The 15,462-nt window shown below is 72.2% G+C and carries 13 protein-coding genes; 7 read left to right on the forward strand and 6 right to left on the reverse strand.

Annotated features, from left to right (window positions below; all coding sequences use genetic code 11):
- Positions 1 to 51 precede the first annotated feature (51 nt).
- Positions 52 to 1,656 (forward strand): DUF4832 domain-containing protein, encoded by a 1,605-nt coding sequence (locus EDF51_RS03805; RefSeq protein WP_134193878.1) that lies wholly within the window; start codon positions 52 to 54, stop codon positions 1,654 to 1,656.
- A 91-nt stretch (positions 1,657 to 1,747) separates the two neighbouring features.
- On the opposite strand, the gene EDF51_RS03810 is transcribed toward EDF51_RS03805, so the two are convergent.
- The 4 genes from EDF51_RS03810 to EDF51_RS03825 form a co-directional block, all read right to left on the reverse strand.
- On the reverse strand, positions 1,748 to 2,407 hold the full coding sequence (locus EDF51_RS03810) for a ThuA domain-containing protein (RefSeq protein ID WP_159574208.1): 660 nt from the start codon (positions 2,405 to 2,407) through the stop codon (positions 1,748 to 1,750).
- Positions 2,404 to 4,302, reverse strand: coding sequence for a heparinase II/III family protein (locus EDF51_RS03815; RefSeq protein WP_134193882.1), 1,899 nt, complete (start codon positions 4,300 to 4,302; stop codon positions 2,404 to 2,406). The genes EDF51_RS03810 and EDF51_RS03815 overlap by 4 nt, the downstream gene beginning before the upstream one ends.
- Before the next feature lie 48 nt (positions 4,303 to 4,350).
- On the reverse strand, positions 4,351 to 5,334 hold the full coding sequence (locus tag EDF51_RS03820) for a hydroxyacid dehydrogenase (protein ID WP_166673484.1): 984 nt from the start codon (positions 5,332 to 5,334) through the stop codon (positions 4,351 to 4,353).
- Positions 5,335 to 5,618: 284 nt separating this feature from the next.
- Positions 5,619 to 6,722: a substrate-binding domain-containing protein gene (locus EDF51_RS03825; protein WP_132100255.1), complete on the reverse strand. Its 1,104-nt coding sequence runs from the start codon at positions 6,720 to 6,722 to the stop codon at positions 5,619 to 5,621.
- 109 nt (positions 6,723 to 6,831) lie between these two features.
- Between EDF51_RS03825 and EDF51_RS03830 the strand changes: the two genes are divergently transcribed.
- From EDF51_RS03830 to EDF51_RS03840, 3 genes are read left to right on the forward strand one after another with little or no spacing between them, the layout of a single operon-like run.
- Positions 6,832 to 7,815 carry an ABC transporter permease subunit gene (locus tag EDF51_RS03830; protein ID WP_133937079.1) on the forward strand — a complete coding sequence of 328 codons (984 nt, stop codon included), beginning with the start codon at positions 6,832 to 6,834 and terminating at the stop codon, positions 7,813 to 7,815.
- A complete protein-coding gene (locus tag EDF51_RS03835; RefSeq protein ID WP_123294247.1) occupies positions 7,812 to 8,705 on the forward strand; it encodes a carbohydrate ABC transporter permease in 894 nt (297 codons plus the stop codon). Before EDF51_RS03830 ends, EDF51_RS03835 begins: the two co-directional genes overlap by 4 nt.
- Positions 8,706 to 8,752: 47 nt before the next feature.
- Positions 8,753 to 10,408 (forward strand): extracellular solute-binding protein, encoded by a 1,656-nt coding sequence (locus EDF51_RS03840; RefSeq protein ID WP_134193885.1) that lies wholly within the window; start codon positions 8,753 to 8,755, stop codon positions 10,406 to 10,408.
- A gap of 168 nt (positions 10,409 to 10,576) precedes the next feature.
- Here the strand turns inward: EDF51_RS03840 and EDF51_RS03845 are convergent, their stop codons facing one another.
- Together EDF51_RS03845 and EDF51_RS03850 are read right to left on the reverse strand one after the other, a co-directional pair.
- Positions 10,577 to 12,022 (reverse strand): amidase, encoded by a 1,446-nt coding sequence (locus EDF51_RS03845; protein ID WP_133937083.1) that lies wholly within the window; start codon positions 12,020 to 12,022, stop codon positions 10,577 to 10,579.
- A gap of 72 nt (positions 12,023 to 12,094) precedes the next feature.
- Positions 12,095 to 12,961, reverse strand: a complete 867-nt coding sequence (locus tag EDF51_RS03850; RefSeq protein ID WP_134193887.1) for a 3-hydroxyacyl-CoA dehydrogenase NAD-binding domain-containing protein — start codon at positions 12,959 to 12,961, stop codon at positions 12,095 to 12,097.
- Positions 12,962 to 13,041: 80 nt separating this feature from the next.
- Between EDF51_RS03850 and EDF51_RS03855 the strand changes: the two genes are divergently transcribed.
- The 3 genes from EDF51_RS03855 to EDF51_RS03865 are packed head-to-tail and all read left to right on the forward strand — an operon-like array spanning position 13,042 to position 15,383.
- Complete coding sequence (locus EDF51_RS03855) at positions 13,042 to 13,806, forward strand: acetoacetate decarboxylase (protein ID WP_123294243.1); 765 nt, start codon at positions 13,042 to 13,044, stop codon at positions 13,804 to 13,806.
- Between the two features lie 9 nt (positions 13,807 to 13,815).
- Positions 13,816 to 14,499: a TetR/AcrR family transcriptional regulator gene (locus EDF51_RS03860; protein WP_134193889.1), complete on the forward strand. Its 684-nt coding sequence runs from the start codon at positions 13,816 to 13,818 to the stop codon at positions 14,497 to 14,499.
- The gene (locus EDF51_RS03865) at positions 14,496 to 15,383 is read left to right on the forward strand and encodes an alpha/beta hydrolase (RefSeq protein ID WP_134193891.1); all 888 of its coding nucleotides are present in this window, start codon (positions 14,496 to 14,498) and stop codon (positions 15,381 to 15,383) included. The genes EDF51_RS03860 and EDF51_RS03865 overlap by 4 nt, the downstream gene beginning before the upstream one ends.
- The last annotated feature ends 79 nt before the right edge of the window (positions 15,384 to 15,462 follow it).

The raw sequence follows: 15,462 nt of genomic DNA on the forward strand, positions 1-15,462 counted from the left end.
GGACGCCGCGACGATCGACCTGCACCGATCGCTTCTCGAAGGGGAGAACGCATGAGCAAGTCGCACGACATCACCAGGCGCACGGCACTCGGACTCGGCATCGTCGCCACCGCATCGGCAGCGAGCGGGGTGCTCGGCAGCACACCGGCGAGTGCCCACGGCCGCGCCCACCCCGGCGCAGGCGCAGGCCCCGCCGGCCCCGGCCCCGGCCACCCCGGTCGCCCGCACCTCGCCGCCGCGGTCGAGCGGGAGTTCGCCGCCGACACCACCACGGTCCTGCGGAACCCGCTCAACGGCTGGGCGCTGTACGGCTCGTCGGCACCGCCCGCGAACTACTGGACGCAGTACGACGACGTCCCGCTGCCCGACGGCACCACGGTCACGGTGTCCGACCACGCCTCGGTCATGTACATGCGGGTCTCGTGGACGATCCTCGAGCCGTCCGAGGGCGTGTACGGCTGGGACACGAACGCGGCGTTCGCGGGCATCCTCGCCGAGGCCCGTCGCCGTGGGCTGCGGCTGGCCTTCCGCGTCGTGGTGGACAGTCGCGACAAGTCGTCGGACTTCACGCCCGCGTGGGTGCGTGCCGCCGGGGCCGCCGGGTACGAGACGCAGACCGGCAGCAAGACCGTGTGGAGTCCGTACCCGGACGACCCGGTGTTCCAGGCGAAGTACGCCGCGTTCGTCGCGGCCTTCGGCAAGCAGTACGACGACCCGGCCACGACGGACTTCATCGACGGGTACGGGCTCGGCAAGTGGGGTGAGGGCCACTCGATGCTGTACCAGGACGCCGCGAACCGCGAGCCGGTGTTCGACTGGATCATCGACCTGTACCAGGAGCACTTCACCCGGGTGCCGCTGGCGTTGAACTACCACCGGATGATCGGGGGCCCGAAGGACTGGGGCGCCCCGGACCCCGAGAGCGAGCGGATGCTCGACGGCGCGTACGAGAAGGGCTACGTCCTGCGCCACGACGCCTTCGGCATGACCACGTACTACGCGGACTGGGAGAAGTCGATGGCCGCGAAGTGGCGGTACCGGCGGCCGATCATCATGGAGGGCGGGTGGGTCACGGCCCAGCACGACGTCACGCAGGACCCGCGCGGGTACGTGACGACCGCCGACGTCCGTCAGGGCGAGTTCGACGACTCGGTCGAGGCGCACGTGAACATGATGGACCTGCGGAACGGCGAGGCCCTGTCGTGGTTCGCGGCGCAGACCTTCCCGTTGACGCAGCGGTTCGACGCCGAGGGTGGCTACCGCCTGCACCCGTCGCGCGTGGTCGTGCCCGGTTCGGCGTCCGCCGGCGCGACGGTCGACGTCACGCACGAGTGGACGAACACCGGGTGGGGCTACCTGCCCGACAACCTGCCGGTGTGGAACGGCAAGTACAAGGCGGCGGTCGCGTTGCTCCGTGCGGACGGCAGCGTGGCGGGGACGTTCGTGGACAGCGCGTCCGATCCGTCGAAGTGGTTGAAGGGGTCGCCGACGTCGTACGCGTTCCGTCCGTCGCTGGCCGGCGTCGCGGCGGGTGCGTACCGGTGGGGCATCGCGATCGTCGACACCACCGCGGGCAACGCCCCCGGCATCGAGCTCGGTGCGCAGGGCACGCAGCAGGCGGGCTGGCTGGTCGTCGGCGACGTCACCATCGCCTGAGACGCGACTGCCTGGAGGCCCGGTGCCGGCCCACGAGACCGGCACCGGGCCTCCAGGCAGTCGCCCCCACCCCGTCAGCGCAAGTGGAACGTCAGCGCAGGAGGAACGCGAGGGCGCGCGTCAGGAACGCGCGGTGCTCCGGCGACGCGAACGACGCGGCGGAGTGGCCGAGCGCGTCGTAGACGGTGGTGCCGCCGCCGGGTCGTTCGTGCACCCAGGCGAGCGGGTGCCGCTCCCCCTCGTGCTCGTGGTCGAGCAGGACCCGCACCGATGGCGAGACCCGCAGGTGCGTGTAGCGCTCGTCCTCCAGGGTGAAGTCCGGCAGGCCGGCGGTGATCGGGTGCGCCGCGTCGACCACCCGGACGGTCGCGGGCCCGAACGGCGGGTGCATCGTCGTGCCGCGCTCCCACACCCCGCCGAGGGCACGTTCCCAGTGCGGGTCGTCGGCGAACGACGTCGCGGCGACGTGCAGCACGAGCAGGGGCACGTCGCTCGCGAGCAGGCGGTGGAAGCCGGCCCGGGCGTCGGCGAGCGGGACGGGGCGGTCGTCCCGGGGCAGCCCGACGTCGACGACGACGAGTGACGGCAGGGGTCCGGTCGCGAAGGCGGCCAGGGCGGTGTCGACGTCCTCCGGTTGCTCGAGGGCGACGCCGGCCGACGCAGCGAGCGCCGTGACCGCGGCGTTCGTCTCGGCGAAGGGGTGCCACGGGTCGGTCCAGCGTCCGGAGCCGCCGAGCAGGACCGCGCTCACGGTGTCGCCCGGGTCACGGTGAGCGCGTGGTCGCCGTCGGCGGACGCCTGCCGCGCGACGAGCCGCACACGGTGCACCGCCGGGCCCCAGACCCGCTCGAGCTTCGCGTCGTCGACGTCCCGCCGCTCGACGTGCACCGCGAACCGTTCGGTGTCGACGGACAGCTGGGCGGGGCCGACGCGCAGCCCGCCGTCGACGGGCACGGGTTCGTCGCGGGTCATGAGCACCAGGGTCATCGTGCCGGGCTCCGCGAACGTCCAGGTGTCGCGGACGACCACGCGTGCGGCGGCGCGGTCACGGGGCACCGCCCGGTCGAGTGTCGCGGTGCGGTGGAGCGATCGCAGTCCGCCGGTCGCCGGGTACGCGGCGGTCAGGTCGGCGGACCACGACGCGACGTCGCCGTCGTCCTCGAACACCGTGCCGGTCGCGCGGAACGCGGCACCCTCGTGTTGTTCGACGCCGTTCGGCAGCGGGACGGTGTGCCAGGCACTCCGCATCGTCCAGATGCCGTAGCGGTGCTCCGGCATGAACGTCTCGCGGCGGTACACGCCCACCCCGACGTCGATGAGCACCGGTTCGCCGTCGAGCGAGACGATCACCCCGCCGGCGTCGTTGTGGTTGTGGCTGACGTCGTTGTGCCCGCCCTTCACCGCGAGGACGAACCCGTCGGTCGCGCCGTCGTGGGCGCGGGCGACGGCGACCTCGGTGCCGGGCAGCCACAGCGACGCGGGCATCCCGGGCTCGGCCGGGCCGTCGGTCCACGAGGGGTCCCGCAGTTCGGCGAGCGTCCGACGGAACAGCGCGGCGAGCTGCCCATCGAACCGCAACGCGTGCTGCCGGCCCATCCACCGGGCGTGCCGCACGACCCGGTCGTCGTCGACGCGCTCCCCGAAGCGGGCGAGCAGGTCCCAGTTCGCGTTCTCGGCCAGCGCCGGGGAGCCGTCGGAGTGGTTGACCTGCGTCGCGGCGCCGATCTGCATGCCCATCGGGAACCGGGCCATCGCGGCGACCGGCTCGACCGAGAAGCCGTCGAACGCGCCACCGGTGAGCTCCTCGACCAGGTCCAGGGCCTCGAACAGGGTCGCGCCGGCCCACCACCAGTACGTGGCACCCTCGTCGCAGCTGCCGTCGGCGTCGTAGCCGGCGCGGAACCGGTCGAGGATCACGAGCGCACGGTCGATCGTCGCGGCGAGGCGATCGCGGTCGGGCTCGACCACGGCGGCGCACACGAGCACGTTCGACACGATCCACGGCGCCCAGTTGTTCGGCGGCTCGTCGACCCCGTGCCAGAAGTACACCTGCTGCTCCCACGGGTCGAGCACGCGGCGGCGGATCTCGTGGTGGACGTGCGCGCGGATGCCGGGGCGGTCCTGCTCGAGGCGCTCCCCCGCGATCGCGTCGATCGCCGCGAGCATGCCGCCGACGTAGGCGTCGGACAGGTCGAGCACGTCCCGACCGGGCACGGGCAGGAACGGCCGGCTGCCGTCCTCGGGCAGCGCGTAGTGCGACGGCAGGCACCAGGCGCGCAGCTCCAGGATCCGCCAGACCTGGTCGCCGAGCACGTCCGCCCACTCGGCGTCGCCGGTCACGCCGAGTGCCAGGGCCGCGGTCGCGGCGGACTCGAGCAGGTTCCGCTGGGCCCGCTCGTACGGCTGGCGGTTCCCGTCGCGACTGTACGTCGCCCACAGGGCGAGGGTCGGGAAGGTGACCGCCGCGGCGGCGCGACGGTCGTGCGCGACCGCGAGCAGGGCCTCCCGGTCGGCGTCCGCGACGTGCGCCCACGCCGGGCGGTCGCTGACGGGAGGCGCGGGTCGCCACGTGCGCGGACGGAGCGCCGCGCGCGCTGCCGGGGTGAACCGGTCGGTGAAGGACGGGGCGTCGACGGTGACGGTCATGGGGTGGGTCTCCGGGTGGTGACGGTGGTGGACGGGTGCTGGCGGGCCTCAGGCCTGGACGGCGAAGCCGTCGGGGACGATGGGGTCGGTGAACGCGCCGGTGGCCGCGAACGCGATGGTCTCGCGCACCGCGTTGTCGGCGAGCCGACGCAGCTCGTTGCCCAGGGACCCGGCGATGTGCGGCGTGATGAAGGTGTTCGGCGTCGACCGCAGTCGGGCGTCCGGTGGCAGGCGTTCCGGCTCGGTGACGTCGAGGACGGCGGCCAGGTCGCCGCGGTCCAGGCGGTCGGCGAGGGCGTCCTGGTCGACGATCGCCCCGCGCGCGGTGTTCACGAGCGTGGTCCCCGGCCGCATCCGACCGATCACGGCACGGTCGACGAGCCCCCGCGTCGACGGCAGCAGCGGCGCGTGCAGGGTGACGACGTCGCTCGAGGCGGCGAGGGTGCCGAGGTCGACGGCGGTGACGCCGAGCAGCGCGGCCTCGGCGTCGTCCAGGTACGGGTCGCTCACGAGCACGCGGACGTCGTAGTCACGGAGCCGTTCGATGACGGCCCGCCCGACGCGCGAGGCACCGACGACACCGACGGTCACGCCGTGCATGCCGACGACCGGCCACGAGCCCTCGACGTCGACCGGGGTCTCGTCCGAACGCAGCGCGGCGGCGCTGGCGAAGGCCCGCTTGGCAGCGAGCACGATCACCGCGACCGTGAACTCGGCGACCGGGACGGCGTTCGCGGCGGCACTCGACGCCACGGCGATCCGTCGCTCCCACACGTCGGTGTCGACGACGGGCTTGACCGACCCGGCGGAGTGCACGACAGCGCGGAGACGCGGCATCCGGTCCAGACGGTCCGCGGACAGCACGGGGCTGCCCCACCCGGTGACGAGCAGCTCGGCGTCGGCGAGCAGCGGGAGGTCGCACGGGTCGTCCGGGTCGAGCGGACGGTCGGCGACCAGCCGGACGGCCTCGGAGGCGTGCAGGGCGGCGAGGTCGCCGGGGTCGAACACCCGGGTGAAGGTCGTCTCGGGCATCACGAAGGCGACGGGGACGGGCGAGCGGTGCGCGTGGCCGCGTGGGGCGGGGGGCACGGGCACCGCCGGGGGCGCGGGCTGCGCTCGGGGCGCGGGCTGCGCTCGGGGCGCGGGCTGCGCTCGGGGCGTGACGGGGCGTGACGTCATCGTCGGACGGTTCCTCTCCGGGGGTACGGCGTCCCCATGCCAGCGTTCGGCGGTGTGCGGAGTCAAGCCGCGGGGCGCAAACGCTCACGAAGTGAACACGACGGGCGCGCGGATCGCGCGGATCGCGCGCCGGCCGCTCACGGACCGGGGACGACCGCCGCGGTCGACGCCCGCACGCTCAACGTCGGCGCCAGGGTCATGTGCCGACGGGCGAAGCCGACCTGCGCCGTCGCCGAGATGCGCTCGAAGCACATCGTGGCAGCGAACCGGCCGACGTCGTTCTTCGGGGGCGCGACCGCGGTGAGCGGCACCCCGGCGAGCGCCGCGACCTCGTCGTCGTAGGCGACCACGGACAGGTCGTCCGGGATCGACAGGCCCATCTCGGTGACGGTCTCGACGAACTCGACGGCGTACTGGTCGGAGTGCACGAAGACTGCGGTGGTCCCGGTGGCGAGGCAGCGCTCGATGAAGGCCCTGGTCGTGGCGCCCACGCCCTGGTCGTCCGGGATGACCTGGACCGGGGCGCCGGGGTCGAGGCCGAGTTGCCGGACGGCGCGGTCGTACCCGGTGCGGAGCTGCGGGGTGGTCGGGGTGTCGAACACGGCCATGCCGATGCGACGGTGCCCGAGTTCGGCGAGGTGGCGGACCGCGATGCCGGCACCGGACTCGTGGTCGCTGCGGACGGACTCGAGCGCGGAGCCGACCGGGGCCTCGACCACGGAGCGTTCGACCACGACGACGGGCATCGGTGCGTGGTCGAGGAGCTCGAGGGTCGTGAAGGCGTCGGCGACGGTGGTGGTGACGAGCAGCCCGTCGACGCCGGCGGCGATGAGGCGTTCGACCTGCTGGCGTTCGCGGGCGGGTTCGTAGCGGGAGACGCCGAGCACGACGCGGCCGCCCAGGGCCTCGGTCCGTTCGGCGACGCCGGCGACGATCTTCGGGAAGTAGTAGCCGGGGTCGGGGACCACGAGCCCGAGGGTGAAGAGCGCGCCGCTGCCGTCGGTGGTGTCCCGGTCGGGGCGGGGTGCGGGTCGGTGCGGTGCGCCCGCGGTGGGCAGGGTCTCGACGGAGACGGCGCCGCCGTGCACGCGCCGGAGCACGCCGCGGTCGGCGAGTTCGGACAGGTCGCGGCGGACCGTCATGGCCGAGATCCCCTCGCGCTCGGCGAAGTCCGAGGCGGACAGGGTCCCGTGCACGCGGAGCTCGGCGAGGATCCGTTCGTGGCGTCTGGTCGGGTGCATCGTCGCTCCCAGTGTTCGATTCGTGTGCGGGTGAATACCGCGGCTTGACCGTCATCATACGGACGCCACAGGATGACGAAACCCCCAGCCACGTGAGCAAAGGAGCCACATGAGCGCGACGCTGGTCGATCCGACCACCGAGCCCCGGACCACCCGGTCCGGCGGCGCCCCGGCCCCGCGGAAGGTCCCGTTCCTCGCTCGGCTGCGGCGCGACTACCCGCTGCTGCTCATGGTGGCGCCGGCGGTGGTCCTGCTGCTGCTGTTCGTGTACGTGCCGATGATCGGCAACGTCATCGCGTTCATGGACTACCAGCCGTACATCCCGATCGCCCAGAGCCCGTGGGTCGGGTTCACGAACTTCCAGCTGATGTTCGCCGACCCGGAGTTCTGGCGGGCGACGGTGAACACGCTGGAGATCACGTTCCTGCAGCTCATCCTGTTCTTCCCGGTGCCGATCGCGCTGGCCATCCTCATCCACTCGCTGGTGTGGCCGTGGCTCCGGGCGACCGTGCAGTCGGTGCTCTACCTGCCGCACTTCCTGTCGTGGGTGATCGTCGTGGGGTTCTTCCAGCAGTCGCTCGGGTCCGGCGGTGTGGTCAACCACACGCTGCGGCAGCTCGACATGGGGACCATCGGGGTCATGAGCGACCCGGAGACGTTCAAGCTGCTGCTGACGTCACAGGTGATCTGGAAGGACGCCGGCTGGGGCACGATCATCTTCCTGGCGGCGCTCGCGGCGATCGACGACAACCTGTACGAGGCGGCCGCGATCGACGGGTCGGGAGCGTGGAGCCGGTTCTGGCACGTCACGCTGCCGGGCATCCGTCCCATCATCGTGCTCCTGCTGATCCTGCGGCTCGGCGAGGCCCTGTCCGTCGGGTTCGAGCAGATCATCCTGCAACGGAACGCCGTGGGGGCCGATGCCGCCGAGGTCCTCGACACCTACGTCTACTACCACGGCGTCGTCGACGGGAACTGGTCCACGGGCATCGCGGTCGGTCTGGTCAAGGGCCTGGTCGGGTTCGTCCTCATCATGGCGGCGAACAAGGCCGCCCACATGCTCGGTGAGCAGGGAGTGTATTCACGGTCATGAGCACCATCGCCCGTCCGGTCTGGGCCGGAAAACCCACACCCGTCGTCCTCGCACTCAAGGCCGTCGCGATCGTCCTGATCCTCGCCGTCGTCCTGTTCCCGTTCCTCATCGTCTTCTCGACGAGCGTGTCGAGCCAGGCGGACGTCACCGCTGCCGGCGGCTACGTCGTGTGGCCGAGGTCGTTCGACCTGTCCGCGTACGTGCAGATCCTGTCCGGCGGGGTCGTCACCCGCGCCGTGGTGGTCACGTTGCTCGTCACGGTCGTCGGCACCGTCATCAGTCTGGCGTCGACGGTGCTCGCCGCGTGGGCGCTCAGCCGACAGGGATCGCTGTTCCAGCGGCCGCTGCTGACCTTCGTGCTCATCACGTTCCTGTTCGCGCCGGGGATGATCCCGCTGTACCTGATGGTGAAGCAGCTCGGACTCCTCGACAACTACTGGGCGCTGATCCTGCCGAGCGCGTTCAGCGTGTTCAACATGGTCGTCGTCCGCGGCTTCATGATGAGCATCCCGCAGGAGCTCATCGACAGCGCGAAGATCGACGGCGCCGGCGAGTTCCGCATCCTGTGGCAGCTCGTCCTGCCGCTGTCCCGCGCGGTCATCGCCGTCGTCGGCCTGTTCTACGCCGTCGGCTACTGGAACGCGTTCTTCAACGCGCTGCTCTACCTGTCGGACTCGACGAAGTGGACGCTGCAGCTGGTGCTGCGCACCTACGTCCTGCAGGGCTCCAGCCTGGTGTCCGGCGCCGGGTCCGACGCCTCGATGCAGCCGCCGGCGGAGTCGATCCAGATGGCCGTCGTGATGATCGCGATCATCCCGATCCTCGCCGCCTACCCCCTGGTGCAACGCCACCTCACCAAGGGCGTCCTGACGGGCGCCGTCAAGGGCTGACACGGCCCCACCACCCCACTGCCACCCGACGCTTCAAGGGAGAAGCCATGACCGACACCACCACCGGCGGCCTCAGCCGCCGGACCCTCATCTCCGGCGCCGCCTTCGGCCTCGTCGCCCTCGGCGCTGCCGGCAGCCTGACCGGGTGCTCCACCGGCGGCAACGCCGCGACCATCTCGGACCAGGTGGCGGCGCTGCCGACCTACGTCCCCATCACCAAGGGGCCGAAGCCCGACCTGCCCGGCAACGGCGTCGTCCAGCCCGTGTACTACTCGTACCCGCAGGACAGCGAGCTCTTCACCTCGGTCACCGGCAAGGTCGGCGACGGCGAGAAGACCACCGGGTTCGTCGTGACCTACGCGGCGCCGCCGCCGGCGCAGAACTCGTTCCTCGACTACGTCGGCGGCCTGACGGACACCGAGTACGACCTGACGTTCGTGCCCGGCGACTCGTTCGCCGCGAAGTTCGCGACGATGACCGCCGGCAACGACATCCCGGGCATCGTCGAGTTCCTGACGTTCGCGATGCCGCCCCGGTTCCCGCAGCTGCTCGACGCGAAGTTCGCGGACCTGTCGGAGCACCTCTCCGGCGACGCCGTCAAGGACTACCCGAACCTGGCGAACATCCCCACCGCGTCGTGGCGGAGCGCCCGCATCAACGGGAAGATCTACGGCGTCCCCGAACACCGGCCGCCGTTCGGGTCGGTGATGATCTGCCGCCCCGACCTCATCGAGCAGCTGACGGGCGCAGCACCGGCCCCGAAGGACAAGGACGAGTTCACCGAGCTGTGCACGGCCGTCACCGACGCCAAGGCCGGCCGGTACGCGATCGCCGGCCAGGGCGGGGCGAGCGGAGTCGACTGGGCGTACGACTTCATCGGCGCCACCTTCGGCGTGCCGAACCAGTGGGCGATGTCGAAGGGCGGCGAACTCACCCACAAGAACGAGACCGACGCGTGGCTCGAGACCCTCGCCTACGTCAAGAAGCTCTGGAACCTCGGCGTCTTCCACCCGGACACCCCGAGCCTCGAGAGCGCGAAGGCGAAGACGTACATCAACAACGGCACCGTGCTCATGCACCTCGACGGCATCTCCGCCCTACTCGACGTGTCGATGCCGAAGGGGATCGTCACGGGCGGCATCGTGCCCTTCGGAGCGACGGGTGGCCCCGGTGCGAACTACCAGGGCACGTCGAGCTTCTCGTTCGCCGCCCTGAAGAAGACGACGCCCGAACGCATCAAGGCCCAGCTCCGGCTCATCGACTACCTCTCCGCACCGTTCGGGTCGAAGGAGGCGTTCACGCTGACCCACGGCGAGAAGGGCGTCCACCACACCGGCAGCGGCCCGGACGCGACGCTGACGAAGGCCGGCGAGCAGACCATCAACGCCAGCGCGCTGTACCGCCTCGGCGCCGGCCCGCAGGTGCTGAACACCGCGGTCCGCATCGACGAGCAGCTGCGGCAGTCGCACCAGTACCAGACCAAGACGCAGGACATGCTCGTGAAGAACCCGGTGGACGGCTTCTACTCCCCCTCGGCCGCGGCGACGGCGTCGGCGAGCAGCGCGTTCAACAGCGTGTGCAACGACTACGTGCTCGGGTGGACGAACCTGGCGAAGGTGAAGGCCGCGCGGGCGACGTGGGTGTCGGCCGCCGGGGACAAGATGCGCCGCGAGTACTCCGAGGCGATCGAGAAGCAGAGCTAGCCCGGGCGGCGGCTCGCACGCGTTCTGCGACGTTCCACCAGTCGATCACCGGGTGCTTCGTCGCAGCATGCACACGCATCCGATGCACGTGCATGGTGCGACGTTCCACGAGTCGATCGACGCGTGGATCGTCGGAACCTGCACACGCGTCGACCCCCGCGCAGGCGGTCAGGCGGTCCAGGCAGCCGGGTGCCGCCGCTGCCAGCGCAGCCGCCGCTCGAGCTGGGCCCCGATCGCGAGCAGCACCCGCTCGCCCCCGGGACGCCCGATCAACTGGACGCCCATCGGCAGGCCGCCGCCGTCCGGGTGGTCGTCGGCGGTGACCCCGACGGGCAGGGTGATCGCGGGCAGCCCGGCCACGTTCGCCATCGAGGTCCACGGCGAGTACGCGCACTGGCGGCGGAAGTCCTCGTCCGGGTCGTCGCCGTACCAGCCGAGCGGCCGCGGGGTCAGTGCGAGGGTCGGTGACAGGACGGCGTCGAACCGGTCGAACGCACCGATCAGCGTCGCCGAGAACGTGTCGAGCACGGTCATCGCGTCGAGCACCTGCGTGCCGGTGAGCCGCTGTCCCCGCTCCACGAGCCACGCCACCAGCGGCGTGAGCGCCGTCAGGTCGATGCCGGGGACCATCGGCAGCCGCGCCGCGGAGCTCTCCCACGCCACCCGGAACGCGTCGGCGTACGGCGCCCGCGGCATCTGCACGTCCTCGACGCCGTGCCCCAGTTCGCCGAGCACCCGCACAGCGGTCTCGACGGCAGCGCGCGCCGCGGGGTCGACCACGACGTCGACGGTGTCGTCCCACGGTGAGCCGTCGAGCAGCCCGACGACGAAGCGTCCCTCACCGCGGACGGCCGCCGCGGTGAACGGGCCGTCACCGCGCGACGGCGTGACCAGGGCGTACGGCGACGGTTCCGGCAGGCCGGTCGGCGCGACGAGGGCGTCGAGCAGCATCCCTGCGTCCGCGACGGACCGGGTCAGCGGCCCGGCGACGGAGAGCCCGCCGACACCGGAGCGACCGGGCATCGACGGCACCCGCCCGCGGCTCGGCTTCAGGCCGACGAGTCCGGTCGCGGCGGCCGGGATCCGGACCGATCCCCCGCCGTCGGACCCGACGGCCGCGGGCAGCAGCCCGGCCGCCACGGCGACCGCCGCCCCGCTCGACGACCCCCCGGGCGCGCGGGTCGTGTCGTAGGGGTTCCGCGTCACGCCGAACCGCGTCTCCGACGACGAGGACATCCCGAACTCCGGCGACGCCGTCTTGCCGAGGCTCACCGTGCCGGCGGCGTCGAGCGCCGCGACGAGCGGGTGGTCGGCCCCGGCAGGGCGCTCCGGCAGACTCGCGGTGCCGGAGCGCGTGGGGACCCCGGCGCGGTCGTACAGGTCCTTGTCGGCGGACGGGAGGCCCCACAACGGTCTGGACGTCGGCACCAGGTGCCCGAGACGGTCGGCTCTCGTGCGCGCGGCGGTCGCCGTGACCGTCACGAACGCACCGAGGGCCGGGTCGAGGCGCTCGATGCGGGCGAGGTAGTGCTCCGTCACCTCGAGCGCGGTCGCCTCCCCCCGGCGGATCCAGTCCCAGAGTTCCTGCGCGGCGAGGTGGTGGAGTTCGAACACGGTTCCCGAGCCTAGGCGGCGACGGTGCCGGTCGTGCTTCAGTGCTGGTCGTACGTCAGTGCTGGCCGTACGTCAGTGCTGGTCGTACGCGTAGAAGCCGCGGCCGGTCTTCACGCCCAGGTGCCCCACGTCGACGTACTGCCGGAGCAGCTGCCGCGGACCCTCGGGCAGATGCGGGTCCTCCGCCGCGTAGTGCTCCTCGATGTCCAGGACGACGTCGAGCCCCACCTGGTCCATCATCCGGAACGGCCCCGCGGGCGAACCGGTGTTCACGGCGAACATGGCGTCGACGTCCTCCGGCGTGGAGACCCCGTCGGCGACGACGGCCAGGGACTCGCGCTTGATGGCCGCCCAGATGCGGTTGAAGATGAACCCGGTCGACTCCTTGCGGGCGACGAACGGCCGGACGCCGTAGGTCGGCAGGACCTCGAGCAGCAGGTCGATGACCGCGGGGTCGGTCTCCCCGTCGCTCATCAGGTCGACGGCGTTCTGCGCCGGCGGCATGTAGAAGTGCATGTTCAGCACGCGCTCGGGGTGCTCGACCTCGTCGATCACGAGTCGGCTCGCGTACGACGACGAGTTGCTCGCCAGGATCGTGTCCGCCCCGACGGCGCGGTCGAGCTGCCCGAACACCGTCGTCTTGAGGTCGAGGCGCTCCGGGATCGCCTCGACGACGAGCCACGAACCGGCGACGGCCTCGTCCAGGTCGTCGAACGCGCGGACGGTGCCGACCGCGCCCCCGTCCCGCGCCGCGGCGAGCGCCGGGAGCTCGCGCTCGACGTACTCGACGGCGGCCGTGCGGACCGGCTCGGCGAGGTCGTACACGCGCGACTCGCCGCCGGCGCTGGCGAACACCAGGGCGATGCGACGACCGAGGGTCCCACCGCCGATCACGGTGACGGGTCGGTTGCGGATGTCGGTCGGCAGGGAGAAGCCCATGGTGTCCTTCGTTCTCGGGTGTACGTTCGATACACAACGTACTCAGTACGGAACGTATCGCAACTCGACAAGGAGTTCCCATGCAGGCCTCGGACGTCCTCCGCCACGCCACCACCCCCCTCACCGGGCCGGTCTATCCGCTGCGCCCGACGCGCTTCACCGATCGCGAGTACTTCAACGTCGTGTACCGGACCGACCCCGACGCCCTCCGCGCCGTCGTGCCGGAGCCGCTGCAGGTCGACGCGCCGCTGGTCCGGTTCGAGGTCATGAAGATGGGTGACGTCGACGGCTACGGCCCCTACGTCGAGTCCGGTCAGGCGATCCAGGTCACCCACGACGGCGAGGTCGGCGAGTACCTGCACGCCATGTACCTCGACAACTCCGCGGCGACGCTCGCCGGTCGCGAACTGAGCGCCTACCCGAAGGTGCTCGGGACCCCGGGGTTGCGCGTCGACCAGGGCGCCCTCGTCGGCACGCTCGACCGCGGTGCCGAACGCGTGGCGACGGCGACCATGGCGTACCAGTGGGAACCGATGGACCCGGTCGAGGCCGCGGCGCAGATCACGGTGCCGACCTGGATGGTGAAGCTCGTCCCCGACGTGACGACCCTGGGGCTGCGCGCCGCCGACCTCGTGCGGACCGAGATCACCGACATCGTCGTGAAGGGGGCCTGGACCGGGCCCGCCCGTCTGCAGCTGTTCGAGCACGCCCTCGCGCCGATGGCCGACCTGCCGGTGCTCGAGGTCATCAGCGCCTCGCACGTCCTGACCGACCTGACGCTCGCGCCGGTGCGGTCCGTGCACGACTACCTGGCCGACCCGCGCCGGTCGGACGACGCCTCCTAGGATGAGCCGATGTCCCCACGAGTGAGCGACGACACCGCCGCACCCGCCCGCCCCACCCGGCGGCGCAGCAGCACCCGCGCGGAGCTCGTCCGCGCGGCCGAGGCGCTGTTCGACGAGACCGGCTCGGCCTCGGCCAGCGTCGAGGCGATCGTCGCGCGTGCGGGGTTCACCCGCGGAGCCTTCTACTCGAACTTCGCGACGACCGACGAGCTCTTCTTCGCGGTGTACGAAGCGCAGGAGGCCGTGGTCGTCGAGCGGCTCGAGGACGGCTTCCGGGCCGCGCTCGGCGCGACCGACCCGCAGTCCGTCGACGCGATCGTCTCCGGGGTCCTCGGCGGCCTGCCACCCGAGGGCAAGTGGTACGCGATCCGCTCGGTCCTGCTGTCCCGGGCGCGACACGAACCCGAGCTCCGGGCACTGCTCCGAGCGCACACCGACGCCTTCCACGCGGCACTCGAACCGCTGCTCGTCGAGTCGGTCACGGCACAGGGCCGGCGCCTCACCGTCGCCCCGGACGTCTTCACCCGGGCGGTCGTCGCCGCGCACGTCGGCGCGGTCAGCCAGACGGTGCTGTACGACGACGCCGCGACCATCCGCGTCGCCGCGGTGCGGGGTGCACTCCTCGGGCTCAGCGAGCCCGCGCGCGAGCCCGACGACACCGATGACACCGACGACACAGGAGGTACAGCGTGATCGTCCCCGAAGCCGCGGTCCCGCTGTTCCTGCGGGCCACGCACGCGAACGCGCCGTTCGTCACCGAAGCGGGAGCGCGCCGAGCCGTCCGCCGACAGGCCCTCCGCCCCGAGCCGTTCGGACCACCGAAGCGCCTCCGGCCCGACGTGCGCGTCGACGTCCACCGGCAGGGTGGCACCCCGGTGTACACCGTGACGCCGAGCCGCCAGCCACCGCTCCGCGACGTCGTGTACGTGCACGGCGGCGGGTGGGTCCACGAGATCGCCCCGCAGCACTGGGCGCTCATCGCCCAGCTCGCCGCCGAGGCGCGCGCCACCGTGACCGTGCCGATCTACCGACTCCTGCCGGACGGCAACGCTCGGCAGGCGCACGACCTGGTCCTCGACGTCGCACGCCGCGTCATCGACCGGCGCGGACGGGTGCAGCTGGCCGGTGACTCCGCCGGTGGGCAGATCGCGCTGTCCGTCGCCCAGACCCTGCGCGACCAGGGTGTCCCGTCGCTCCGGACCGTCCTGGTGTCACCGGCGCTCGACCTCGGCTTCTCGAACCCGCGCATCCCCGAGGTGCAACCGAGCGACCCGTGGCTCGGTCGCGACGGGGACCGTGTCCTCGGTCACCTGTGGGCCGACGGCCTGTCGATCGAAGACCCGGTCGTCAGTCCCCTGGCCGGTTCGTTCCACGGCCTCGGCCCGATGCTCGTCCACACCGGGACCCACGACGTGCTGAACCCCGACGCGCACCTGCTCGTCGCGGCCGCCCGGTCCGCGGGCGTGGACGTCACGCTGCGCGAACGCCCCGGCGCCCTGCACGTGTTCCCCCTGCTGCCGACGCGCAGCGGACGAGCAGCACGGCAGGAGATCGTCCGGGCCGTCCGCGGCGCCTGACCGTCAGCGCAGGACCCGGCCGGCGCGCGCCCGAGACGGCCACGGCGGCGGACCGCCGGCCGTCCTGCGCGACGCGGGG

This window comes from Curtobacterium sp. PhB25, from assembly GCF_004365375.1.
Taxonomy (GTDB): Bacteria; Actinomycetota; Actinomycetes; order Actinomycetales; family Microbacteriaceae; genus Curtobacterium.